Consider the following 22834-nt stretch of genomic DNA (forward strand, 5'->3'; position numbering starts at 1 on the left):
GCTCAGGCGACCAGCTGCGCCGGCCCGTCCTGCCGCGGCTGCGCGCGCCAATTGTCGGCAAAGCTCGCCTGATGAACGCAGCTCACCGTGCAGAACGGCGCGCATGCCTTCACCGTCGCATATTCCCGCGCGACGTCGTCCCGCGAATAGATCTCCAGCGGGATCGCCGGGGCGCCGCGCCGCTGCGAGCAATAATGCACCAGCCCGTCCTCGCAGATGTACAGATACCGCCCGCCCGCGCGGCAGCGCCAGCGGTTCGGCCGCCCGTCCATCAAATTGCGCTGGAACGTCCAGTAATTGAACCGGTGCGGGATCCCGCCCTCGTGCATCAGCCGCGCGTACACCGCGCGCTGCGTCGGCGACAGCGGCGCCAGCGATCCGCTGTCATCATGCATGACGCCGACGGTATGGGAAAAGCCGTGCCCGCGCGCGACCTCCGCCACCTCGATCGCATCCTGCGTGCGCTCCTCGCTGATCCCCAGCACCGAATTGATGTTCACCGCGAACTCGGCATGGTCCGCCAATAGCTGCAGCTTCCCGCGCAGCGACTTCAGCGTCTTCTTCGACACCTCGTCCGGCTCCACCCCATCGATCGAGATCTGCAGCGCATTGAGACCCGCAGCGTTCATCGCCTCGATCCGCTCACGCGTCATCAGGAAGCCGTTGGTGATGGTGGTGACAATCATGCCGCGCGACCGGGCATGCGCAATGACCGCCTCGTGCGCCGGATTGGTCAGCGGTTCGCCCCCCGTCAGCGTCAGCACGCGTGTGCCCAGCGCCGCGAGCCGGTCCACCCGCGCCAGCAGCACCTCCGCCGCGATCGGCTTCGATACCTTGTCGAATTCGTTGCAATAGGTGCAGTCGAGATTGCAGTATCGCGTGACGACGAGATGCGCGAGCAAGGGACGGTGCGGCTCCAGCAGCGCGGTCGCCACATAGCGCGCCATGTCGCTAAACTGCGCCCTAGCCATGCACGGGCCTGCCGCTGCCATCGCAATGCTGGTCGCTCATCACTCCCCCTATCGCCTCCGGCGCTCTCCGTCGGTTATCGTGTTCGCGCCTGTGCACCGTAATAGAATCGTGACTGTGCCCGGCATGTGCAAGAGAGGAAAGGCCACCTCCCCGAAACGATTGATTTACTCGGGCGGATAGGGAGCGTGCGGTCTCCACAACAAGATCAGCCACAATCGCGGCAGGTGGCGAATTGCGCCGTCCCATCAAAGATACTGATCCGGATCAAAGGCGAGGCAGCCTTTTGCAGTGCAGATCCATGCTAAGCTGCCTCGGGCGTTTGCGCAGAGGATCGTCGCAGCTAGGCCAAGCGCTGTCCGCAGGAGCGCCAGCGCATTCACTCGTGACACGAGCATATCTGCGCAAAAGCTCCGAGAACCGCGGCAACAACTGAAAGCCGCGGAGCGCATGAGGTCGACCAAAACGCGATTCACGGCGCGGCTTTGCTCCCGACGTTTTCGCAGCATCCGTTTCAACGAAGGGCGCGCCGGCGATCCCGAACGTTATCCCTTCCCATTCATCGCTTTCTTCATGCCAGACCAACTGACCTGCCTCACGGCTTCTGCGGAGCACCCCTTTCGCAGCCCGCCGGGCAACAGGTGGCTTCCGCACCCCGGCGCGACATTGCCTCGAACCCGATCCGCACGAACACGGGAACAAAGCTGACGGCTGTGTGTTCTAAGCCGCGCTCCACCCCGCCCATTTTGTCCGTCCGTAATCCGGGGTGGGGCAATCAATTTATACGCGTGATCTTCCCGTTGCCCGACGCGCGATCCGGGAACGCATTTCGACCGTTGTAACGCTGGGTTGGCCAACGGCTTTCCGCCACGTGCGACAGCGTTGGCCTGCTCCTGAGTGCAGGCCAGGTCCCGCTATCCTCACGCGTCGCGATACCATCCGTCGTGACGCCACCGGACCAAAGCCGCCCGCCTGCTTGCAAGCATATCGAAGCGCGCGGACTGAAGTCTGACGTCGATCAGCCAAGATCCAGTTCGACAAGCAAGCCGTGACCCTGTGCAGCGTATGGACCGAAGGAAGCGCGGAAGGCTTTGGCGCACTAGTCCCATTGTGCAGTGCTCGGATCCTCGCACCGTGGGAGGATCCGTCACCTTGCCATCTCGATATCCGGGACAGAGCACAAAACTGCGCGCGGCACATTTCCCAAGCTGTCTGCTAAAGATCGAGCGGTCAGAGTCCGCGCCGATCACCACATAGGAATACTGCGGCTTTGCAGGTGGTGGGCGCTGACGGGTTCGAACCGCCGACCTACTCGGTGTAAACGAGCCGCTCTACCAGCTGAGCTAAGCGCCCCCTTGCGGGAGGATGCTCCTTTAGCGTCCCGCGCCGATCGCACAAGGCTCCTTGAGACGCCAACGCCACCTCCGCACGCTGACCCGGGGGCGCGTCAGATGATCGGCAGCCCCAGAGTGCGCGCCATCGCGACATAGCGGCGCATCGCGTCCAGCCCGCTTTCGGTCAGCGACATGAAGGCACGGCGTCGATCGAACGGGTCCGGGCGGCGTTCGAACAATCCCGCCTCGGTCAGGCGGGAGATCCAGCGCAACGCCGTCGTCGGCGCCACCGCCGCCGCGATGCACAGGCTGGACACCGAAACATGCGCGCGCTCCAGATGCGCGGCATACAGGTCCAGCATCATGTCCCAGGCGGGATCCTCGAACAGCCCGGGCCCGACATAGCGATCGCGCAGCCGGCGCGAGCGAACGATCTGGCGGATATCGGCCGCGGTGATCGAATCGGTCCGCTGCTCGGCTGCATAGTCAAAGCTGGGTTCAGCCACGATCGCAGCGCGCATCGGCTCGTCATGTTTGGACAATTTCGCCAGCACGTCGGCGATCCGCGCTACTTCCGCGTTCAGCTTCGCCAGCCGCGCCGCCTCGCCCTCGTTGATCCGATCATGCAGGACCAGCCGGTCTGCGCCCTGAGCGCCGGCCATGGCGGCGATCCAGTCCGCCGGCTGCGGATCGCACAGGATCTGGTGACGCGACAGGACGAGGCCAGCGGCCACCACATCGATCTGCGCCGGGGTGATGGCGGCGACCATCGCCAGGTCGCGCCCGGCCGCCATGCCGTCCAGCCGGGACAGGCCGGCACTGATCGCCTCATCCTCGACCTGCCGCAGATCGAGCAGGATCAGCGGCCGCGTCGCCAGTGTCGCGAGGCGGGCGGGCGCATCGCTCAGCGTGCCGCTACCGACCACCCGGCCGCCACACATCTCCAGCGCGGCAGCTGCGTCCTCGCCCCCGCCCTCATCCTCACCCCAGCCCTTATCCCCGCCAGGGTGCCGATCGCCACCGATGATCAGGGCGTCAAAGCCCGACGACTCCCCCCCGGCGTGATAATCACGATGGATCAAATGCATCTTCTGACTCCGAACGGCGATTTCCGACATTCCTGTAATGTTTTACGCCATTCGACAATCCATCATCCGAAATGGATGACAATTGATGGTCGGTTTTGCATCCAATCCGGACCGGATCCGGTTAGTCCAGCGCCTTGACGATCTCCTCGACCATCTTCTTGGCGTCGGCCAGCAGCATCATCGTGTTGTCGCGATAGAATACTTCATTGTCGACGCCGGCATAGCCGACCCCGCCCATCGATCGCTTCACGAACAATACCGTCTTGGCCTTTTCCACATCCAGCACCGGCATGCCGTAGATTGGTGAGGTCTTGTCGGTCTTTGCCGCGGGATTTGTCACGTCATTCGCGCCAATGACGAACGCTACGTCGGTCTGCGCGAACTCGGAATTGATATCCTCCAGCTCGAACACCTCGTCATACGGCACGTTGGCCTCGGCGAGCAGGACGTTCATATGCCCGGGCATGCGGCCGGCAACTGGGTGGATTGCGTATTTCACGCGCACGCCCTGCTCCTTCAGCTTGTCGGCCATCTCGCGCAGCACGTGCTGCGCCTGGGCGACCGCCATGCCGTAGCCGGGGACGATGATGACCTGCTCGGCCTGACTCATCAGGAACGCCGCGTCCTCGGCCGAGCCGCGCTTCCACGGCCGGTCGATCTGCGCCCCGCCGCCGCCGCCCGACGACGCTTCCGCGCCGAAACCGCCGGCGATCACGCTGATGAAGCTGCGGTTCATCGCGCGGCACATGATGTAGCTCAGGATCGCGCCCGAGCTGCCGACCAGCGCGCCGGTGATGATCATCGCGGTGTTGTGCAGCGTGAAGCCCATCGCCGCTGCGGCCCAGCCCGAATAGCTGTTCAGCATCGACACCACGACCGGCATGTCGGCGCCGCCGATCGGGATGATCAGGAGGAAACCGATCGCGAACGACAGGGCGACGACGATCCAGAAATCGAACGGCGACTGCGTCAGCCAGAAGGAGAAGGAGAACCACAGGATCATCAACGCCACGCCCAGATTGATCGCGTGGCGGGCCGGCAGCATGATCGGCGCGCCGCCCATGTTGCCGTTCAGCTTCAGGAAGGCGATGACCGAGCCCGAAAAGGTGATCGCGCCAATCGCGACGCCCAGGATCATCTCGATCCGGCTGACCCCGTGGATCGCGGCGAAAGGCGCGCCGATCAGCGGCGTGACCACGTCTGCGATGCCGAAGGCGACCGGATTGAGGAAGGCGGCGATCGCCACCAGCACCGCGGCAAGGCCGACCAGGCTGTGGAAGGCGGCGACCAGTTGCGGCATCGCCGTCATCGCGATCCGCCGCGCGGTCACCACGCCGATCACCGCACCCAGGCCGATCGCCAGCAGGATCTCGATCACCGACAGCGTGTCGACCCGCCGCAGGATCGTCGCATAATCATAGCCGGCGACCTCGCCCACCGCGAGCACCGGCATGGTCGGCACGTGCGTCACCAGCGTCGTCACGACGGCGATGGCCATGCCGATCATGCCATAGCGATTACCGCGACGGCTGCTTTCCGGGCTCGACAGGCCGCGCAGCGCCATGATGAAGCACACGCCCGATATCAGGTAGGCAAGCGCCACCCAGGGATTGTCCGCGACGTGATCCACTATCCTCTACCCCCTGTTCGTCGTCCCGGCGTTCGTCGTTCCTGCCGAAGCCGGAACCGCCCTGCCCGAGCGCGACGTTGTTGGACGTGGCCCCGTCTCGTTGGATCGGAGCCGCTTGTTGTCGTCAGTGCTTGGCGGCCGCCGGCCGCTCCTTCTTCTTGTACATCGCCAGCATCCGCTGGGTGACGGCAAAGCCGCCGAAGATGTTGACGCTGGCCAGCACCACGCCCAGCAGCCCCAGCCACTTGGCGGTGGGCGATCCGCTCGCCGCGGCGGCGATCAGCGCGCCGACGATGATGACGGAGGAAATCGCGTTGGTCACCGCCATCAGCGGCGTGTGCAGCGCCGGCGTGACCGACCAGACCACGAAATAGCCGACGAAGCACGCCAGCACGAAGATCGACAGGATCGCTATGAAAGACATGATCTACTCCTGATCCTTCCGCGCGCAGAAGGGCTGACCCCCGGCGGCGTGCCGGTGGTGGAGATGCGCCGCGACGGGCGCCGACAGTTCCGAAACATTGCCACGGCGCCCCGCGCCGCGGCCCCCCTCCCCTATGTGGGGAGGAAGGATCACGACAGCAGCCTCTGACTGACGATCTGGCCGTCGCGGGTCAGCCGCACGGCGTCTCCGATTTCCTCGTCCAGCACCGGCCGGCCGAGGTCCTTGTCCCAGAAGGCGGACAGGAAGTTGAACAGGTTGCGCGAAAACAGCGCGGAGGCATCCGCCGCCAGCCGCGAGGGCACGTTGCGATGCCCGACGATCTTGACGCCATGCCGCTCGACGATTTCGCCCGCGACGGCGCCCTCGACATTGCCGCCCTGCTCCACCGCCAGATCGACGATGACGCTGCCCGGCCGCATGGTCGCGATCTGCGCGTCGCTGATCAGGCGCGGCGCGGGCCGGCCCGGGATCAGCGCGGTGGTGATCACGATATCCTGCTTGGCGATATGGCTGGAAACCAGCTCGGCCTGCGCCTTCTGATATTCCTCGCTCATCTCGGTCGCGTACCCGCCCGAGCCTTCGCCCTCGATCCCCTTCACATTCTCCACGAAGATCGGCTTGGCGCCGAGCGAGAGGATCTGCTCCTTGGTCGCGGAGCGCACGTCGGTGGCGGAGACCTGTGCCCCCAGCCGCCGCGCCGTGGCAATCGCCTGGAGGCCCGCGACGCCGACGCCCATCACGAATACCTTGGCGGCCGATACCGTGCCCGCCGCGGTCATCATCATGGGAAAGGCGCGGTCATATTCCGCCGCGGCATCCAGCACCGCCTTGTAGCCCGAGAGATTCGACTGCGACGACAGGATGTCCATCGACTGCGCGCGAGTGATTCGCGGCATGAACTCCATCGCCAGCGCCTCGAGCCCGGCGGCGGCATAGGCGTCCACCCGTGCCCGTCCGCCCTGCTCGCCCGTGCCGAACGGGTTCAGCCCCGCAACCAGCCAGGCGCCCCGCTTGGCATTGGCGATCGAGGCCGGATCGGGGCCTTGGACGCTCAGGATGATGTCCGCCCCGTCGACCACCCCTGCCCGGTCGGCGACCGTGGCGCCCGCATCGCGGTACGCCTGGTCGGCGATCGAGGCGCTGGCGCCTGCGCCAGCCTCCACGGCCAGATCAGCGCCTAGCTGAATGAACTTCTTCACCGTTTCCGGTGTCGCCGCCACTCGCCGTTCGCCGTCCGCCCCCTCCTTGAGGACAGCGATCTTCATGGCTCAGGCGATCAGCCAGACGACGAACGCAACCAGCGCCACGCAGACGATCGTTCCCCACTTCAACATGCCCATGACTCTGCCATAGGTTGCTTCATGCGCCTTCATGTCGCCATGGTGATTTGCGCTGTGCTGGGCCATTGTAATCCTCTTTCCACTGCTTTGAAGTTCGTCTTAGTCCGGTCGGCGCCTTCGCCTCAAGCCTGCTTAAGCGAGCTTTTACTTGCATGCCATAAAGTGGGGCACTGGATGAAACGGGACGAATCATGACGCGAAACGGCCAGCGCATGCTGATGCTGATCGATGACGAGCCCGCGCAGCGCCGGCTGGTTGCGGCGCTCGCCTCGCGCGGTGGATGGCGCACCTTGTTCGCCAGCGATGCCGAAACGGCGATCGCCATGCTCGGCACGCAGGAGGGGATGCAGCTCGACGCCATCCTGTTCGATCATTGGGGGGAGGATGCCGATGCCTCCGCGCTGATCGCGGAACTGCGCGCCCGCCGGCCCGCGCTGCCGGTGCTGGTGGTGACCGCCAATGGCTCGGTCGCCCATGCGGTGAACGCGATGCGTGCCGGGGCGACGGACTTCCTCGTAAAGCCGCTCGCGCCCGAACGGCTGCTCCAGGCGCTCGACGCGGCGGTGGCGGATACGGCGGCCGGAGAGCTTCGCCCGCTGACCGAAAAGATCCCGGCGATGCTTGGCTTCGACGAGATCGTCGGCTCCGCCCCACAATTCCGCGCCGCGCTCGCGGTGGCGGCCAAGGCGGCCCGCGCCCGTGTCGCCGTCCTGATCGAGGGCGAAAGCGGCGTCGGCAAGGAAGTGGTGGCAGAGGCGGTGCACGCCGCCAGCCCGCGCGCGAAGAAGCCCATGCTGTCGGTGAATTGCAGCGCTTTGCCCGCCAATCAGCTCGACAGCGAATTGTTCGGCCACGAAACCGGCGCCTTCGCCGGCGCCTTCGATCGCAAGATCGGGAAGTTCGTGGAGGCCGATGGCGGCACCCTGTTCATCGACGATATCGGCGAAATGCCGCTGGAAACGCAGGCACGCCTCCTCGACACGATCCAGACCGGGCTGGTTCACCCGCTCGGCGGCCGCCACCCGCGCGAGGTGGACGTGCGCGTCATCGTCGCCACCAGCAAGCGGCTGGTGGATGAGGTGGAGGCCGGCAATTTCCGCGAGGACCTGTACTTCCGCCTCAACATCGTGCCGGTCACGATCCCGCCGCTGCGCGAACGCGCGCAGGATATCCCCGCGCTCGCCCGCCACCTGCTCGCCCGCATCGCACTTCAGCCCGGCCTGCGTCAGCTGGGCATCACCGACGACGCGCTCGCGCTCCTGATGGACTATGACTGGCCCGGCAACGTGCGCCAGCTTCAGAACGCGCTGTTCCGCGCCGCAGTGCTGTGTGAGGGCGATGCGCTGACCCGCACCGATTTCCCGCAGATCGCGACGCTTAACACCCGCCGCGTCCGCACGCCCCAGCCGCAGCAGATGGCGACCTCAGGCGGCGTGGAGCTGTTCCGCCCCGACGGCAATCTGCGCATGCTGGAGGAGATCGAGGCCGACGTCATCCGCCTCGCCATCGGCCATTACCGCGGCCGCATGACGGAGGTCGCCCGTCGCCTCGGCATCGGTCGCTCGACGCTCTACCGCAAGCTGGGCGAGCTGGGCATCGACAACGCCGCCTGATTGGCGTCGGTCGCCCCTATTCGGCGGTCCCCGCCGCCTCCTTGCGCAGCCGTGCCGCCAGTGCGCGCTCCGACGCCTCAGCCAGCGCGCGGCAGGCGCCCGGCTCGGTCAGATAGCGCCCTGTCGCCCCGCCCTGGTCGGCATGGGCGGTGATCAGGATGTCGCACGGCATCGCCTTCATCGTGGCATAGGTCTGCGCAAAGGCATCACGAATCCCTGCACTCGTCGGCGCACTGTAACGATACCCCTCGGCCGACACCGGGTTGAGGCTCGAGGCAAACACGATCGTCCGGCATGTCGCCCCCTCGCACGCCGGCCAGCTCCAGCTCATGCTCCCGGTCGTATGCCCCGCGGTGCGATGCCCCGTCACCGTCACCTTGCCCAGCGTCAGCCGCTCGCCGTCCGCCAGCGTGCGCACCTTGGCCACGGGCGGAAAGCTGTGGTCATAGGCAAGCTGCGGATCGTCCTTGCCCAGCCGCCCCGTGCGCAGCCCCTCGGCGGCGCGATCGCTCGCCACCACCGTTGCACCGGTATCGCGCACCAGCGCGGCAAGCCCGCCGGCATGGTCGAAATGCGGCTCGGTGCTCAGGATGTATTTGATGTCGCCGGGCTTGAACCCGAGCTTGCGAACATTGTCCAGGATCCGCGGCGCCGCCTGCGGCAGCGCGCCGTCGACCAGGATCAGCCCCGCGCCCGTATCGATCAATGCGACGCTCAGCCCGCCGAACCCGACCAGATAGGTGGTACCGAAGATCTTCTCCGGCGCGCGCGGTGCCAGCCACGTCGATTCGCGCTCAACGGCCAGCGGCCGGGTCAGCGGATCGCTCGCTTGCTGCCCGGCACCTGTACCCGGTCCCGTCGCCACGACGGGGCCAGCGGCGCTACCGCCAATCAGCAGCGCGGCAACAACAATGCCGGTTCGGCGCACCATGTGATGATCTCCCTTTCCCGACCTTGTCGCCGCACGCCGGCGCCGCGACAAGAGGAGACGGGAGGGATGCGATCAGCGCTGCGCCACCCGCGGTCAGTGGCACGGAAAGCTCCGCCGAGGGCTTAGTCGGTGGTGCCTTCTCCTTCTACGACCGGCAGACGCCTGTCAGCTTACGTCATCCCGACTTGCCTTTGGCGTCAACGCCTTGCCGGTCGATCGAGCCAGGCCCGCCGCTATCCTTCCTCGATCGCGCGCACCCAGTCGGGCAGCTCCGCCAGGTTCGCCAGCTCGCGAAATCGCGCCGCGTCGGTTGGCGGCGGCGCCACCTCATGCGCCCAGGCGCCCGCCTGCGGCACATATGCCGCCCATGCCCCGGCGGCGAGCGCCGGCAGGACGTCCGAGCGCATCGAATCGCCCGCCATCAGGGCATGGGCGGGCGGCACGCCGTAGCGTTCGAACAGCCGCGCAAAGGTTTCCTCCTTCTTGTCGCTGACGATCTCGACAACGTGGAACATCTCGCCCAGTCCCGATGCGGCCAGCTTCATTTCCTGGTGCAGAAGGTCGCCCTTGGTGACGAGGACGAGCCGCGCACGCTCCGCGAGGGCAGCCAGCGTGTCCTCGATGTCATCCAACAGCTCGACCGGATGCGCCAGCAGCGCGCGTCCCGCCTCCAGCACGTCGCCGATCGCCCGCGCGTCCGCGCCGCATTCCAGCGCCGTCTCGATCATCGACAGGGTGAAGCTCTTGGCGCCATAGCCGTACAGCGGCAGATTGCGCACCTCGACCGCCGCCAGCCGGTCGCGTGCGATCCCCGCCTCGGCAAAGGGTGCCAGCATCGCCACAAAGGCGTCCTCCGCCGCGGCGAAGAAGCGCATGTTGTGCCACAGGGTATCGTCGGCATCGAGGCATATAAGGTCGATCGGCATGGCGGCCCCTTTAACAGCGGCGCCGGCCGCGTCGCCAGCCGGGTTCATCTTTGGAACCGTCGCGTAACGAATTGTGTGAGCCGTCGCCGGGAACAATTGACGCCCCTCGTGCGATGATTTATTGACATGCCTGTCAGTAAGGAGCCGAACACATGGCCGCTAAGCTACCTCCGTTCCCCGGCAGCACCGGCCGGCGTGACTGGAACACAGCCTTCGACGCAATCAAGAAGCTGCTGAACAACGGCGACGACACGGTGCAGGTGTTCCGCATCATGCGCGCATTGAACGTCGGCAGTACCGAATGGGGCTATGCCAAGCTGCTCGGCACCGAAGAGGGTGGCCGCATCGCCCGCGAGCAGGCCGAACTGTCGGAGCGCTTTTCCGATCGTGCCTGGGTCGACAGCTTCGCGCCCGGCACCGTCGGCGCCGCCTATCGCGATTTCCTCGACAGCACCGGCTATTCGGCCGACGGCCTCGTCGCCGTCAGCCGCGAAGGCAATGACAATGTCGAGATCAACCATCCCTACGCCTGGTTTGGTCGCCGCACCCGCGACATCCATGACATCTGGCACGTGCTGACCGGCTACAAGGCCGACGAAAGCCTGGGCGAGGCGGCACTGGTCGCGTTCAGCTACGCCCAGGTCGGCGGTGCAGGCTGGGCCTTCATCGGCTCGGCCGCCGCGCTCAAGAGCCTGCGCATTACCAAGGGCACGCTGTTCGCCCGCGCCGTGCTCGAGGGATATCAGCGTGGCAAGGCTGCGAAATGGCTCGCGGGTGAGGATTATCTGAAGCTGATGCACGAGCCGCTCGGCGCCGCGCGCAAGCGCCTCGGCCTGACCGAGCCAGTGCTCTATCGCCGCGCGCAGGCCGAACTGGGTGAGGAAATGGCATCCTATCTCAGCCAGCGCCGCGAAGAGGCACAGCAGAAGGACATGCCGCTCGCCGCCTGACCCGCAGCATGGACGCAGGGCCGCCGGCAGCGGCGGTCCGCGACTGCATCAAACGCGACGCCTTTTAAAGGCAGCGCCTTTGAAGGCAGCGTCATCAAGAAAGAAAAAAGCGCCAGCGCCCGGCTGTTCTCAGCCGGGCGCTGATCGCTGTTGGTGGGTCAGCCCTCGGCGGTCCGCTGGGCGGCGGTGGCCGCCTCCCGCTCCATCCTCTGGGTGCTCACCCGTTCGGCGCGGTCGGCCATGACGCCCCACGCCCGCGCTGCCCGCTCACATCGCTCGCGCACATTGTCGAGCGTTGCGGCGTTCGCATTGGCCGTTTCGGCGGCCGCGCGAGCGCGATAGGTGACGGCATCATCGGCCATGGTTTCGCTCCTGAAAAAAACGGGCCGGCGATCGGCCGACCCGCATGTCCTTACTCCGCGGCTTCAAGCGCCACGGCGCTCGAACGGCCGCGACGGTCGGTCTCCATTTCATAGCTGACGCGCTGGTTCTGCTGCAGCGTGGCGAAGCCCGCGCGCTCGACAGCGGAGATGTGCACGAACGCGTCCGCGCCGCCATTGTCCGGCGCGATGAAGCCGAAGCCCTTGTCCATGTTGAAAAACTTTACGGTGCCGATCTGGGCCATGTGCTTATTCCTTCATTTTTGGCTGGCCGATCCAAAGAGCGGATCGTCCGGTGCCGCGGCAGCAGGGAAAGAAGGAAGAAGGTGCCGCAAAGCGCCAAAGACCGTTCGATTTGCGACTGTAGCCCCGCCGATATAGACAATATTCCTGAAAATAGCCAGCCCCGGCCCAGGCCGATATATTTTGGCGCGACCGTTGCGGAAATTACCCCGTTCCCCATGTAGATTTCATCGGTGGCAGTTCTGATCTGTAGGCGTCAACGGCTGAGAGACCGACGTGCTTTCGCTTACCCCTTCTGAAGGCACGATGATGGACCTCAACGAACTGTATTTCCGCCACCAGCTATCGGTCGTGCGCGCCACGTCCGCGCCGACATTCGAGGCGCGCCCTGCGCATCGCGGCCTCGCCGCTGGCTATGCTCGCCGCATCGCCGCTCTCCAGTCGGGCGACGCCATCGTCGGGCTGGCCAGTGCGACGCTCCTGCGCCGCGATCGCCCGCGCCTGCGCCACTAGGCGCGCGCCGCCGCGCACAACACGGCGCTTTCGCCTTTTCCCAAGCCACAGTAGAGCGGCGGCGATGATCCGCCGGCTCGTGCTGACCGACGTGCGCAGCCATTCCGCGCTGGCGCTGTCCCCCGGGGCGGGGTTCGTGCTGCTCACCGGCCCCAATGGCGCGGGCAAGACCAATGTGCTGGAGGCGGTGTCGCTGCTCGCGCCCGGCCGCGGCCTGCGCCGCGCCAGCCTCGGCGATATCGCGCGCCGCGACGGGCCGGGCGGCTTCGGCATCGCCGCCACGCTGGACGACACGACGGAGATCGCGACCGGCACGCTGGCGAGCGCGCCCGAGCGCCGCGTCATCCGCATCAACGGCGCCGCTGCCCCTGGCAATGCGCTGGCGGAATGGCTGTCGGTGCTGTGGCTCACCCCCGCGATGGACCGGTTGTTCGTCGAACCGGCGAGCGAGCGCCGCCGCTTCCTCGATCGGCTGACGCTCGCGCTGGTGCCCGGTCACGCCACCGAATCGACCCGCTATGACGCCGCGATGCGCGCCCGCAACAAGCTGCTGGCGGAGCCCTTTCCCGACCGCGAGTGGCTCTCAGCGCTGGAGGCGCAAATGGCGCAGCATGGCGCGGCGATCGACGCCGCCCGGCGGGAGGCGGTAAGCGCGGTTTCCGCCCAACTTGCCGGCACCTCGGATACCGACTTCCCCCGCGCCACATTGGCCCTGGAGGGGTGGAGCGGCGACGCCGACGCGCTGCTTGCCGCGCTTGCCGCCGGCCGCGCGCGCGATGCCGCCGCCGGTCGCACCCTCGTCGGGCCGCACCGTGCCGATCTCCACGTCACCCACCGCGACAAGCAGATCGCCGCCGCCCAGGCCTCCACGGGCGAGCAGAAGGCATTGCTCCTGTCGATCGTCCTCGCTCATGCCGCGCTCGTGGGTGAGCGCCGCGGCCAGCCCCCGATCCTGCTGCTCGATGAGGTCGCCGCACATCTCGACCCCGCCCGCCGCGCCGCGCTGTTCGACCGGCTCAGCGGCCATGCGCAGGTCTGGATGACCGGTACCGAGCCTGCGCTGTTCGCCGCGATCGGCGAGGATGCGACCCGCATCGCGCTCGGTTAGGCGCGCGACCCCACCCCGACCCCGCCATAATCGCTGGACGCGCCCGCCCCGCGCGCTACCATCACCGTCATGGAGAGGAACACGCACCGCCCGGCCCGCGCCGGCGAGTGGCGTCTCGGCTGGCCTGTGGTCGTCGCGGCGATGATCGGCATCGGCACCGGACCGGGGCTGTTCCAGAATCTGTCCAGCCTGTTCATCGCCGGCCCGGTCGGCGAATTCGGCTGGACGCGCGGCGACATCGCCACTGCCGCCGGCCTCGGGCTGCTCGGTGGCCTCACCGTCCCCTTCCTCGGCCGCCTCGCCGACCGCATCGGGGTGAAGGCGATCATCATCCTCGCCATGCTGCTGCTCGGCCTCGTCTATGCCGGCATGGCATCGCTCTCGGGGCCGCTGTGGCAATATCAGGTGCTGATCTTCGGCCTCGCGCTCACCGTCCCGGGCACCAGCGCGATCGTCTATGGCAAGCTGATCGCCCAGCGGTTCGAGGCGCGGCGCGGCATTGCGCTGGGCGTCGCCACCTCCGGCATCTCGATCTCGTCGCTGGCGCTCGCCCCGGTGCTGGGCATCATCATCGCCGCTTATGGCTGGCGCGCCGGCTTCGTCGCACTCGGCCTCATCGTCGCGCTGCTGGCGCTTCCCGCCGTCCTCTACCTTCTTCGGCACGAACGAACTGCCCCCACCCGCCCCGATCCCGATGATCCCGCCGCAGCGCTGCCGGTCGAGGGCATGACCGGCGCGGAAACCCGGCGCGACACCCGCTACTGGCGGCTCGGCGCCACCGCGGCGCTGATCAACATCGCGAGCGTCGGCCTCGTCACCTCGCTCGTCCCGCTCGGCACCGATCGCGGCCTGACGCCCGCCGCCGCCGCCTTGCTCGTCACTGCCTTCGCCGCCAGCCAGGTCGTCGGCCGGCTCGTCATGGGTGCGCTGGTCGACCGCTACCGGCCGCAAGCGACCGCCGCCGCCTTCGCCACCGTGTCGGCGCTCGCCTTTGTCGGACTGCAACTCCCCGCGCCTGGCCTGCCGCTGATGCTGATGCTGGTGTTCCTTGCCGGGCTGATGAACGGCGCGGAGCATGATCTGCTGCCCTATCTCGCCACCCGCCTGTTCGGCCTGCGCGCCTTTGGGGAGCTTTACGGCCTGCTGGTGATGATCGGCCTGTTCGGCACCGCCACCGGCATCACTGCCTTCGGGCGGCTGTACGATGCCACCGGCAGCTATGGCGCCGCGCTCACCATGGCGGCGATCGCGCTGGCGCTGGCGGCGGTTTTGTTCCTTACCCTGCGCGAACGGCCGCTCCCGCACGTCCAAGCGCACGCGCAACCGGCCTGAACGCGCGCCATTTCGCTTTCGTTGCAGCGCCGCCATGCCTATATGATTGGCATGGCAGATCAGCAGAATTCGAACGACTACGGCGCCTCCTCGATCAAGGTGCTGAAGGGCCTGGACGCGGTGCGCAAGCGGCCGGGCATGTACATCGGCGATACCGACGACGGATCGGGCCTCCATCACATGGTGTTCGAGGTTTCGGACAATGCGATCGACGAGGCGCTGGCCGGCCATTGCGACCGGATCGACATCACGCTGAACCCGGACGGCTCGGTCAGCGTCACCGACAACGGCCGCGGGATCCCCACCGGCATCCACCCGGAGGAAGGCGTCTCGGCGGCCGAGGTCATCATGACCCAGCTTCACGCCGGCGGTAAGTTCGAAAACACCTCGAACGACAATGCCTACAAGGTCTCCGGCGGCCTCCACGGCGTCGGCGTCTCGGTCGTCAACGCGCTGTCCGAATATCTCGATCTCACCATCTGGCGCGATGGGGAGGAGCATTACATGCGCTTCACCCATGGCGACGCCGTCGCTCCGCTGAAGGTCGTCGGCAAGGCGCCTGAGGGGAAGAAGGGCACCCGCGTCACCTTCCTCCCCTCGCCCGCCACCTTCAAGATCACCGAGTTCGACTTCGAGAAGCTGGAGCACCGCTATCGCGAGCTCGCCTTCCTCAACTCGGGCGTCCGCCTGTTCCTCACCGACGCACGTCACGAGGAGCCCAAGACGGTCGAGCTCTATTACGAGGGCGGCATCGCCGCGTTCGTGAAGTGGCTGGATCGCACCAAGGCGGCGCTGTTCCCGGAGCCGATCGCCATTTCCGGCCAGCGTGACGATATCGGTATCGACGTCGCGCTGCAGTGGAATGATTCCTACTACGAAAACGTCCTGTGCTTCACCAACAACATCCCGCAGCGTGACGGCGGCACCCACCTCGCCGCCTTCCGCTCGGCACTGACGCGTACGCTCAATGCCTATGCCGACAAGTCGGGGATGCTGAAGAAGGAGAAGGTCTCGCTCACCGGCGACGACATGCGTGAGGGGCTGACCGCAATCGTCTCGGTCAAGCTGCCGGACCCGAAATTCTCCTCGCAGACCAAGGACAAGCTGGTCAGCTCCGAGGTGCGCCAGCCGCTCGAAAGCCTGCTCGCCGACAAGATGGCCGACTGGCTGGAGGAAAACCCCCAGAACGCGCGCCAGATCATCCAGAAGGTGATCGACGCCGCCGCCGCGCGCGAGGCGGCGCGCAAGGCACGCGACGCCAGCCGCAAGACGGTGATGGGGTCGATGGGCGGCCTTCCCGGCAAGCTGCACGATTGCCGCGAGAAGGATCCGGCCAAGTCCGAACTGTTCATCGTGGAGGGCGATTCGGCCGGCGGCTCGGCCAAGTCGGGCCGCAACAGCGAGTTCCAGGCGATCCTGCCGATCCGCGGCAAGATCCTCAACGTCGAGCGCGTGCGCGAGGATCGCATGCTCTCGTCGAAGGAGATCATCTCGCTGATCCAGGCGATGGGCACCGGCATTGGCCGCGACGAGTTCAACCTCGAGAAGCTGCGCTACCACAAGATCGTCATCATGACCGACGCAGACGTTGACGGCGCGCACATCCGCACGCTGCTGCTGACGTTCTTCTATCGCCAGATGCCCGACCTGATCAGCGCCGGGCACCTCTATATCGCCCAGCCGCCGCTCTATAAGGCGACGCGCGGCAAGGCCGTCGAGTATCTGAAGGACGAGGCGGCGCTCGACGATTACCTCGTCCGCAACGGGACGCAGGCGACGACGCTCGACGGCGTCGGCACCGGTGCGCCGCTGTTCAACCTCGTCGATCACGCCCGCCGCATGCGCACGCTGATGCGCTACGTGCCGCGCCGCTACGATCCGGTGATCATCGAGACGCTGGCGCTCGGCGGCGCGCTCGATCCGCAGATCGCGCCGGATGAACGCGCCACCCGCCTCGCGCAGGTGACCCGCCGGCTCGACCAGGGCGACCCCGAGGCCCGCTGGACGGCACAGATGACGCCGGAGGGCGGCTTCCACTTCCAGCGCTTCTGGCGCGGCGTGACCGATCACCACATCGTCGAGGCCGCGTTCGTCGCGTCGGCGGAGGCGCGCAAGCTGCACGGCCTCGCTGCCGAGCATGCCGACCTCTACGACACCGCGCGCAAGCTCGTCTCGCTGAAGGCCGGCGACCGCACCGAGGAACCGGCGCCCGACGCGACGCTCGACGGCGCGATCGTCGATGAGGGTGAGGCGGATGAGGCGCTGGTGATCGGCAAGGGCGAAACGCTCGTCGCCCGCCCGTCGCAGCTGTTGGAGGCGATCCTCGCCGCCGGGCGCAAGGGCCTTGCGATCCAGCGCTACAAGGGTCTTGGCGAAATGAACGCCGAGCAATTGTGGGAAACGACGCTCGATCCCAACAACCGCTCGATGCTGAAGGTCGCGATCGACCAGGCCGACGTCGCGGACGAGATCTTCACCCGCCTGATGGGCGACGTGGTCGAGCCGCGCCGCGAGTTCATCCAGGAGAACGCGCTCAGCGTCGCCAACCTCGACGTCTGATCGCACATCGCGAACGAAGGGGGCGCCGGCGCGGCCGGTGCCCCTTCCCCGCGCACGCCGCGTCGCTCAGCCCGCGTGCCGCCGCACCCAGCCGGCAAAGCGGTCCATCCAGCCTTGCAGGAACGCACGGCCGCCAGCGGCGATCGTGCCGTCCGCATCCAGCATCGCGTCGCTCCACTGGATGAACGCCTCCGGCTGCCCCAGCGTCGGCATGTCGAGATAGGCCAGGATGTTGCGCAGGTGCTGCTGCGCCAGCGCCGTGCCGATCTTGCCCTGCGACACCCCGATGATGCCGGCCGGCCGCCCCGCCCACACGCTCTCCCCCGGCGGGCGCGATCCATGGTCGAGCGCGTTCTTCAGAACCCCGGATCGATCGATTATATTCGGGCGTGACGAACAGCACGCCGTCGGCCTCCGCAATCGGGCGCTTCAGCCGCCGTACCGGCTCGGCCGGGTCTGCCTCCTCGTCCTGGTTGTAGAGTGGCAGGTGGCCGATGGGCACGTCGTGAAAGGAAAGGTCGGCCGGTGCCAGGCGAAGCAGCGCGTCGTGCAGTCGCCGGTTGAGCGAATCGCGCCGCAGGCTGCCGACGATCGAGGCGATGCGCAAAGCCATGACATACTCCTGTTGGCCGCCACCCCGGCATGAAAGGCGCGGCCACGGCTACGGTTCCCCTATCCAGCCCCGCCCCAGCGGAACGATTGCCGCCCCCGCCAGTCGTAGCGGGATGACCGACGATCCTTCCGATCCCTTCCTTCCCGATCCCCACGCCCCCGATCCTGCCAACCCCGGCCGCGCGATTCCGTCCGGCCGCATCGCCCGGCTCGGCACCTTCGGCCGGCTCGCGGGCGGTGTCGCGGGCGGGATGCTGGCGGAGGGCGCACGCCGCCTCGCCGCCGGGGAGCGGCCGCGCCTCGGCGATCTGGTGCTGACCCCGGCCAACGCCACCCGCGTCGCCGATCGCCTGTCGCACCTGCGCGGCGCGGCGATGAAGCTTGGCCAGATGATCTCGATGGACGCCGGCGACATGCTGCCGCCCGAACTCGCCACCATCCTCGCCCGCCTGCGCAACCAGGCCTATCGCATGCCCCCGCAACAGCTCGACAAGGTGCTGAAGGCCGAATGGGGTGCCGACTGGCGCCGGCGCTTCGCCCGGTTCGAGGCAACGCCGATCGCCGCCGCCTCGATCGGCCAGGTCCACCGCGCCACCCTGCCCGACGGCCGGCGCCTCGCGATCAAGGTCCAATATCCCGGTGTCGCGAACAGCATCGACGCCGATGTCGACAATGTCGCGACGCTGCTGCGCGTCTCGAACCTCCTCCCCTCGACGCTCGATATCGCCCCGCTCCTCACCGAGGCGAAGCGCCAGCTGCGCGAGGAGGCGGATTACCTGCGCGAGGGCGAACAGATGCGCGCCTATCGCGATCGTCTGGCCGGCGACGATCGCTACGTCGTCCCCGGCCTCGAACCCGCGCTCACCACGCGCCGCGTGCTCGCGATGGAGTTCATCGACGGCCGCCCGATCGAGACGCTTGAGGGCGCCGACCAGCCCGCGCGCGATGCCGCGATGGATGCGCTGGTCAGCCTCGTGCTGCGCGAATTGTTCGAATTCCGGGTGATGCAGACCGACCCCAATTTCGCCAATTACCGCTGGCAACCCGACACCGGCCGGCTGGTGCTGCTCGATTTCGGGGCCACCCGCGCCGTGCCCGCCGCCACCGCAGAGGCCTATACCCGCCTCATCCACGCCGGCCTCGCACGTGATCGCGACGCGATGCGCGATATCGCGATCGAGACCGGCTTCATCGGCGCCCGCGCAGCGGCGGCGCACCGCCCGGCGGTCGACCGGATGATCGCGGCGGTCGACGCCACCATCCACCGCCCCGGCCCCTTCGACTTCGGCGACCGCGCCTTCGTCCCCGTGATCCGCGAGGAAGCCAAGGCGATGATCGAGGATCGCGCCACCTGGCACATCCCCGACGTCGAGACCCTGTTCGTCCAGCGCAAGGTCAGCGGCACCGCCCTCCTCGCCGCCCGGCTGAAGGCGCGCGTCGACGTGCGCACCCTCGCCGCGGAGGCAACCGACGCGCCCCCGCCGCCCTGACGATCCGGCCCGCCGGGCGACTCCCTCGACAAAGCAGGACGCGCGCTCCACTCTGCGGGCCGCCGTTCTGGCGATCCCACGTCCCTGCCTTCAGGAAGCCTCCGCGTGCCCGCCCGATTCATCCCCGCCGCCCTCATCCCGCCCGCCCTGCTTAGCGCCGCACTGATGCCGCTGCCCGCTGCCGCCGCGCCGGCATCGTTCGACCGCGCACTCGGCGAGTTCCGGGACACGCACCGCCGCGTCGTGGCGGAGGCGGGGATCGTCGGCAGCAGCTTCTATTTCCTGCGCGACGGGCGCACCGCCGTCGCCGACCATATCGGCTATCAGGACGCCGCCACGCGTACCCCGGTCGATGCGCGCACGATCTTCCACTGGGCGTCGATCACCAAGACGATGACCGGCATCGCGATCATGCAATTGCGCGACCGCGGCCTGCTCACGCTCGACGATCCGATCACCCGCTACGTGCCGGAGCTTGCCGCCGTCCATAATCCGCACGGCAGCAACGATGCGATCACGCTTCGCCACCTGATGAGCCATTCCGCCGGCTATGGTGGCCCCACCTGGCCGTGGCGCGAGGCCGCGTGGCAACCGTTCGAGCCGGCGCGCTGGTCGCAGCTTGTCGCCATGCTCCCCTACACCCAGGTCCAGTTCCGCCCCGGCAGCCGCTTCAGCTATTCCAACCCCGGCATCGTCTATCTCGGCCAGGTGATCGAACGCCTCTCGGGCGAGGATTGGGAGGTTTATGTCGACAAGAACATCCTGCGCCCGCTCGGCATGTACGACAGCTATTTCGATCGCACCCCGCCGCACCTCCTGCCGCACCGCTCGCACAGCTATCTGATCCGCGATGGCAAGCGGGTGGAGGCGCCGTTCGATGCCGACACCGGCGTCACCGTCTCCAACGGCGGGCTGAACGCGCCCATGCCCGACATGGCGAAATATGCTGCCTTCCTCCTCGGCGATCCCGCCGCCGCGGCGCGGCACGATCTGGTGCTCAAGCGATCCTCGCTGGAGGAAATGTGGGCACCGCAGATCGCCGCCGGCGAGGATTATTCGCAAGGCCGAATGGCACCCACGACGAAGGCCGGCCTGTCCTTCTTCATCGACCAGGGCCCCGGCGGCCTCACCTTCATCGGCCACAATGGCGACCAGAACGGCTTTCGCGCCTATCTCAGCCTCTGCCCCGCCCGCCGCGCCGCCAGCCTGCTCGCCTTCAACACCGAAACGCGCGCGGTCGAAAACACCCCCTCCAACCGCACCACCGCCGAATCCCGCATCGCCCTGGCCACCGACCGCCTGTGCGAGGCGCTGCCCGCCGCCCTCAGTCCGCGCGGCAAGGCCAGCGCCTCTTGACAGCGAACGCCGATCTAGTCCCCACATCGGGCAAGATGTCCGGCATGACTTATTAGTGAGAACAGGCATTTAGGTTCAGGATCAAGGTATCGCGGGAGAGCCTCAAATGAACATGCGATGGGCGCCAGCCTCGGTATCCGTTCCGCTCTTCGCCGCCCCGCTCCTGCTCGGGTGCCAATCCGCTGCGCCACATCCCCCCGATGAACCGGCACACCTTAGCACGATCGCTTCCGAGCAGTCCCCTTCCGCCCAGCCGCCTGCACCGCCCGCCGTTCCCGGTCCAAATTTTGACAGCGAACCCGGCCCCTCCGCGCCAATCGTTGCCGATATAAGCGGTCTCACCAGTGCCCAGATCGACACCATGTTCGACGCTGCCGTCAAGCAGGCTCGACCCTCCCAGATCAAAGCCGCCGTCTGCGTGGGAATGCAGGGGCTGGGGGACCGCGTCACGGTGAATGCCCCTGCGCCAACCATCGCGCGGCTATCGGCCAAGCTGCGTCTGCCGGCCTTCCCGGCATCTCAGTGCAGCTTCGGTGTCGAGCCGATCGTCATCAAAAATGGCGCAAAGGCAATATTGTATACGGTGCGAGTGGAGGCACGCGATGCAGACGGCATTCTCACCTTCTGGGGTGGGGCAGCCTACGGAAACCTCGGAGCTAACGGTACGCAATACCGTCTTATGCCCCGGGGTGAGGATTGGGAGCCGGTTCCAACAGGCACAATTTACGTGTCGTGATGCACAACGCAGCGTCCGCAGCCTTCCGAATCGGAGGGCGTGCCGATTCTGCGCCATCACCTTCAGAAGCATTTTGGGAACCGTTCTATTGATCGGCCGAGACGAAAAGGCCGCTCTGAAATGCAATTCTGTCGCAGCCTCCCATGTATGACGCAGCCTACGAATGTAGGAATAGCCGCCGAGAAAGCGGCGTTTTAAGTTAAATTATGGAACAAACGATGGCGTTTCGATGCCATCATATATGTTCTTGCACCATGAAGTTGTGACGTCCCAATTACTAACCAACCCGTCTTGTTGCACCCGGCCCTAGCGACATCCGTATATAATTACTCCACTCATCCCAATTGCAAGTACTTGCGCGACTTGGCAGATAGCCAGTGCACCTGGGGGGCTAGGTGCAATAAGATAGGGGGATTATATGGACGCTATACCGGAACATTAGGTACTGCTCAGTCGGACGACGTCGGCGCTCGACCGGATCGAAGCGCTCTATCTCAAAGTACTGCGTGCGGCCCTGCTGATCGTGGCTACAGTGCTGCTGATCTGTGCGGCCGGGTGGGCGGCATACAGTTTGATGCGGGTCATGCGCTCACCCGATTCCGTAGTGGAAAAGCCCAGTGTCGTGTCAGTCGCCGAGATCGTTGCCAGCGAGGCTTCGACGAAGACCGATGCCCCTCGCGCCGGGGCCAACGTCGACGTTCTTCGAAGGGAGCGCGCTTATTACGACGCGTTCGTAAAAAAGTACTTCGCCCTTTATAGGGAAAAGTTTCAGCCGAGCCTTCGTGATGACGACAAGAAGCTGACTATCGGGGAGTTTGACGATCTAACCATCAACTCTTCCGCACGACTTGACGCAGTCCGGAGCGGTGATCTTTCATTCGAGCAGGACCGAAAGGATCTTGATGGCTACCTGCCGATCGTCACTCAGGCAGCCAATTCCAAGCAGACCGTTGAACGTCTGAGTCGCTATCGCACCGCCACAAAGCGCCCGGTGGCGACGCAAGTGCAGCGGACCCGCGTCGAGACCCGGCGCGGATGGGACACGTTCAGCGACAATTGTGAGAATTGGTACCTGTCCCCCATCAGCTGCGCGGTCACTCGTCGCGTCGAAGTTCCGTACACTGAGACAGTACAGGTAATGCGCTACCCGGATGGAATCGCCTCACCGAGCGAGGTGCTGAAGGGGTATCAGGATCGCTACTTTGAACCGCCCCGGGTTTGCGGGAGGCGTTGGGTTGTGAGTCACGCTGCCATATCGATGTTGTCCGCGGCAGCATAA

20 protein-coding genes, 1 tRNA gene and 1 pseudogene are annotated in these 22834 nt (G+C 66.6%); 10 read left to right on the forward strand and 12 right to left on the reverse strand.

Translation table 11 applies throughout. The features are described 5' to 3' along the window. Positions 1 to 2: 2 nt before the first annotated feature. From ACH0BU_RS13065 to ACH0BU_RS13095, 7 genes are all read right to left on the reverse strand, one after another. Positions 3 to 971 carry a radical SAM protein gene (locus ACH0BU_RS13065; RefSeq protein WP_046408908.1) on the reverse strand — a complete coding sequence of 323 codons (969 nt, stop codon included), beginning with the start codon at positions 969 to 971 and terminating at the stop codon, positions 3 to 5. Positions 972 to 2246: 1275 nt separating this feature from the next. Beyond that, positions 2247 to 2322, reverse strand: a tRNA-Val gene (locus ACH0BU_RS13070). Between the two features lie 94 nt (positions 2323 to 2416). After that, positions 2417 to 3391, reverse strand: coding sequence for a winged helix DNA-binding protein (locus tag ACH0BU_RS13075; RefSeq protein ID WP_296221142.1), 975 nt, complete (start codon positions 3389 to 3391; stop codon positions 2417 to 2419). A 121-nt stretch (positions 3392 to 3512) separates the two neighbouring features. Next, on the reverse strand, positions 3513 to 4955 hold the full coding sequence (locus ACH0BU_RS13080) for an NAD(P)(+) transhydrogenase (Re/Si-specific) subunit beta (protein ID WP_432431008.1): 1443 nt from the start codon (positions 4953 to 4955) through the stop codon (positions 3513 to 3515). A gap of 190 nt (positions 4956 to 5145) precedes the next feature. Next, positions 5146 to 5445 carry an NAD(P) transhydrogenase subunit alpha part 2 gene (locus ACH0BU_RS13085; protein WP_046408906.1) on the reverse strand — a complete coding sequence of 100 codons (300 nt, stop codon included), beginning with the start codon at positions 5443 to 5445 and terminating at the stop codon, positions 5146 to 5148. 149 nt (positions 5446 to 5594) lie between these two features. Next, complete coding sequence (locus tag ACH0BU_RS13090; protein WP_296221146.1) at positions 5595 to 6731, reverse strand: NAD(P) transhydrogenase subunit alpha; 1137 nt, start codon at positions 6729 to 6731, stop codon at positions 5595 to 5597. Between the two features lie 3 nt (positions 6732 to 6734). Next, positions 6735 to 6872: an aa3-type cytochrome c oxidase subunit IV gene (locus ACH0BU_RS13095; RefSeq protein WP_082102894.1), complete on the reverse strand. Its 138-nt coding sequence runs from the start codon at positions 6870 to 6872 to the stop codon at positions 6735 to 6737. Positions 6873 to 6997: 125 nt separating this feature from the next. On the opposite strand from ACH0BU_RS13095, the gene ACH0BU_RS13100 reads away from it, so the two are divergent. Next, positions 6998 to 8419 (forward strand): sigma-54-dependent transcriptional regulator, encoded by a 1422-nt coding sequence (locus ACH0BU_RS13100; RefSeq protein ID WP_046408904.1) that lies wholly within the window; start codon positions 6998 to 7000, stop codon positions 8417 to 8419. Between the two features lie 16 nt (positions 8420 to 8435). On the opposite strand, the gene bla is transcribed toward ACH0BU_RS13100, so the two are convergent. Continuing rightward, positions 8436 to 9350 carry a subclass B3 metallo-beta-lactamase gene (bla, locus tag ACH0BU_RS13105; protein WP_296222894.1) on the reverse strand — a complete coding sequence of 305 codons (915 nt, stop codon included), beginning with the start codon at positions 9348 to 9350 and terminating at the stop codon, positions 8436 to 8438. Positions 9351 to 9583: 233 nt separating this feature from the next. Beyond that, positions 9584 to 10276: an HAD family hydrolase gene (locus tag ACH0BU_RS13110; protein ID WP_500264158.1), complete on the reverse strand. Its 693-nt coding sequence runs from the start codon at positions 10274 to 10276 to the stop codon at positions 9584 to 9586. Positions 10277 to 10428: 152 nt separating this feature from the next. Between ACH0BU_RS13110 and ACH0BU_RS13115 the strand changes: the two genes are divergently transcribed. Beyond that, a complete protein-coding gene (locus ACH0BU_RS13115) occupies positions 10429 to 11226 on the forward strand; it encodes a Coq4 family protein (RefSeq protein ID WP_046408902.1) in 798 nt (265 codons plus the stop codon). Between the two features lie 158 nt (positions 11227 to 11384). On the opposite strand, the gene ACH0BU_RS13120 is transcribed toward ACH0BU_RS13115, so the two are convergent. Together ACH0BU_RS13120 and ACH0BU_RS13125 are read right to left on the reverse strand one after the other, a co-directional pair. Further along, a complete protein-coding gene (locus ACH0BU_RS13120; RefSeq protein WP_046408901.1) occupies positions 11385 to 11588 on the reverse strand; it encodes a hypothetical protein in 204 nt (67 codons plus the stop codon). 50 nt (positions 11589 to 11638) lie between these two features. Continuing rightward, positions 11639 to 11851 carry a cold-shock protein gene (locus ACH0BU_RS13125; protein WP_046408900.1) on the reverse strand — a complete coding sequence of 71 codons (213 nt, stop codon included), beginning with the start codon at positions 11849 to 11851 and terminating at the stop codon, positions 11639 to 11641. A gap of 304 nt (positions 11852 to 12155) precedes the next feature. On the opposite strand from ACH0BU_RS13125, the gene ACH0BU_RS13130 reads away from it, so the two are divergent. From ACH0BU_RS13130 to gyrB, 4 genes are all read left to right on the forward strand, one after another. Then, the gene (locus tag ACH0BU_RS13130; protein ID WP_296222442.1) at positions 12156 to 12362 is read left to right on the forward strand and encodes a hypothetical protein; all 207 of its coding nucleotides are present in this window, start codon (positions 12156 to 12158) and stop codon (positions 12360 to 12362) included. Positions 12363 to 12426: 64 nt separating this feature from the next. After that, positions 12427 to 13470 carry a DNA replication/repair protein RecF gene (gene recF, locus ACH0BU_RS13135; protein WP_125944362.1) on the forward strand — a complete coding sequence of 348 codons (1044 nt, stop codon included), beginning with the start codon at positions 12427 to 12429 and terminating at the stop codon, positions 13468 to 13470. Positions 13471 to 13539: 69 nt separating this feature from the next. Then, positions 13540 to 14802: an MFS transporter gene (locus ACH0BU_RS13140; RefSeq protein ID WP_125944361.1), complete on the forward strand. Its 1263-nt coding sequence runs from the start codon at positions 13540 to 13542 to the stop codon at positions 14800 to 14802. A gap of 51 nt (positions 14803 to 14853) precedes the next feature. Next, complete coding sequence (gyrB, locus tag ACH0BU_RS13145) at positions 14854 to 17361, forward strand: DNA topoisomerase (ATP-hydrolyzing) subunit B (RefSeq protein WP_500264159.1); 2508 nt, start codon at positions 14854 to 14856, stop codon at positions 17359 to 17361. A gap of 66 nt (positions 17362 to 17427) precedes the next feature. Here gyrB and ACH0BU_RS13150 read toward each other — a convergent pair. Continuing rightward, positions 17428 to 17974 (reverse strand): annotated as a pseudogene (locus tag ACH0BU_RS13150) (NADPH-dependent FMN reductase). A gap of 112 nt (positions 17975 to 18086) precedes the next feature. On the opposite strand from ACH0BU_RS13150, the gene ACH0BU_RS13155 reads away from it, so the two are divergent. The 4 genes from ACH0BU_RS13155 to ACH0BU_RS13170 all read left to right on the forward strand — a co-directional run bounded on the left by ACH0BU_RS13155 (position 18087) and on the right by ACH0BU_RS13170 (position 22834). After that, complete coding sequence (locus ACH0BU_RS13155; protein WP_296221293.1) at positions 18087 to 19463, forward strand: ABC1 kinase family protein; 1377 nt, start codon at positions 18087 to 18089, stop codon at positions 19461 to 19463. A 105-nt stretch (positions 19464 to 19568) separates the two neighbouring features. Beyond that, positions 19569 to 20819: a serine hydrolase domain-containing protein gene (locus tag ACH0BU_RS13160; RefSeq protein ID WP_296221291.1), complete on the forward strand. Its 1251-nt coding sequence runs from the start codon at positions 19569 to 19571 to the stop codon at positions 20817 to 20819. 361 nt (positions 20820 to 21180) lie between these two features. Then, positions 21181 to 21555 carry a hypothetical protein gene (locus ACH0BU_RS13165; protein WP_145118599.1) on the forward strand — a complete coding sequence of 125 codons (375 nt, stop codon included), beginning with the start codon at positions 21181 to 21183 and terminating at the stop codon, positions 21553 to 21555. A 583-nt stretch (positions 21556 to 22138) separates the two neighbouring features. Next, positions 22139 to 22834 (forward strand): hypothetical protein, encoded by a 696-nt coding sequence (locus ACH0BU_RS13170; protein WP_500264160.1) that lies wholly within the window; start codon positions 22139 to 22141, stop codon positions 22832 to 22834.

This window comes from Sphingomonas olei, assembly GCF_045369765.1.
Lineage (GTDB): Bacteria > Pseudomonadota > Alphaproteobacteria > Sphingomonadales > Sphingomonadaceae > Sphingomonas > Sphingomonas panaciterrae.

Excerpts from the sequence above, each read along its gene's own strand:
- ACH0BU_RS13065 (WP_046408908.1), bottom strand. The coding sequence starts at position 971 with ATGGCTAGGGCGCAGTTTAGCGACATGGCGCGCTATGTGGCGACCGCG.
- ACH0BU_RS13075 (WP_296221142.1), bottom strand. The coding sequence starts at position 3,391 with ATGCATTTGATCCATCGTGATTATCACGCCGGGGGGGAGTCGTCGGGC.
- ACH0BU_RS13080 (WP_432431008.1), bottom strand. The coding sequence starts at position 4,955 with ATGGCGCTGCGCGGCCTGTCGAGCCCGGAAAGCAGCCGTCGCGGTAAT.
- ACH0BU_RS13085 (WP_046408906.1), bottom strand. The coding sequence starts at position 5,445 with ATGTCTTTCATAGCGATCCTGTCGATCTTCGTGCTGGCGTGCTTCGTC.
- ACH0BU_RS13090 (WP_296221146.1), bottom strand. The coding sequence starts at position 6,731 with ATGAAGATCGCTGTCCTCAAGGAGGGGGCGGACGGCGAACGGCGAGTG.
- ACH0BU_RS13095 (WP_082102894.1), bottom strand. The coding sequence starts at position 6,872 with ATGGCCCAGCACAGCGCAAATCACCATGGCGACATGAAGGCGCATGAA.
- ACH0BU_RS13100 (WP_046408904.1), top strand. The coding sequence starts at position 6,998 with ATGACGCGAAACGGCCAGCGCATGCTGATGCTGATCGATGACGAGCCC.
- bla (WP_296222894.1), bottom strand. The coding sequence starts at position 9,350 with ATGGTGCGCCGAACCGGCATTGTTGTTGCCGCGCTGCTGATTGGCGGT.
- ACH0BU_RS13110 (WP_500264158.1), bottom strand. The coding sequence starts at position 10,276 with ATGCCGATCGACCTTATATGCCTCGATGCCGACGATACCCTGTGGCAC.
- ACH0BU_RS13115 (WP_046408902.1), top strand. The coding sequence starts at position 10,429 with ATGGCCGCTAAGCTACCTCCGTTCCCCGGCAGCACCGGCCGGCGTGAC.
- ACH0BU_RS13120 (WP_046408901.1), bottom strand. The coding sequence starts at position 11,588 with ATGGCCGATGATGCCGTCACCTATCGCGCTCGCGCGGCCGCCGAAACG.
- ACH0BU_RS13125 (WP_046408900.1), bottom strand. The coding sequence starts at position 11,851 with ATGGCCCAGATCGGCACCGTAAAGTTTTTCAACATGGACAAGGGCTTC.
- ACH0BU_RS13130 (WP_296222442.1), top strand. The coding sequence starts at position 12,156 with ATGATGGACCTCAACGAACTGTATTTCCGCCACCAGCTATCGGTCGTG.
- recF (WP_125944362.1), top strand. The coding sequence starts at position 12,427 with ATGATCCGCCGGCTCGTGCTGACCGACGTGCGCAGCCATTCCGCGCTG.
- ACH0BU_RS13140 (WP_125944361.1), top strand. The coding sequence starts at position 13,540 with ATGGAGAGGAACACGCACCGCCCGGCCCGCGCCGGCGAGTGGCGTCTC.
- gyrB (WP_500264159.1), top strand. The coding sequence starts at position 14,854 with ATGGCAGATCAGCAGAATTCGAACGACTACGGCGCCTCCTCGATCAAG.
- ACH0BU_RS13155 (WP_296221293.1), top strand. The coding sequence starts at position 18,087 with ATGACCGACGATCCTTCCGATCCCTTCCTTCCCGATCCCCACGCCCCC.
- ACH0BU_RS13165 (WP_145118599.1), top strand. The coding sequence starts at position 21,181 with ATGTTCGACGCTGCCGTCAAGCAGGCTCGACCCTCCCAGATCAAAGCC.
- ACH0BU_RS13170 (WP_500264160.1), top strand. The coding sequence starts at position 22,139 with ATGCGCTCACCCGATTCCGTAGTGGAAAAGCCCAGTGTCGTGTCAGTC.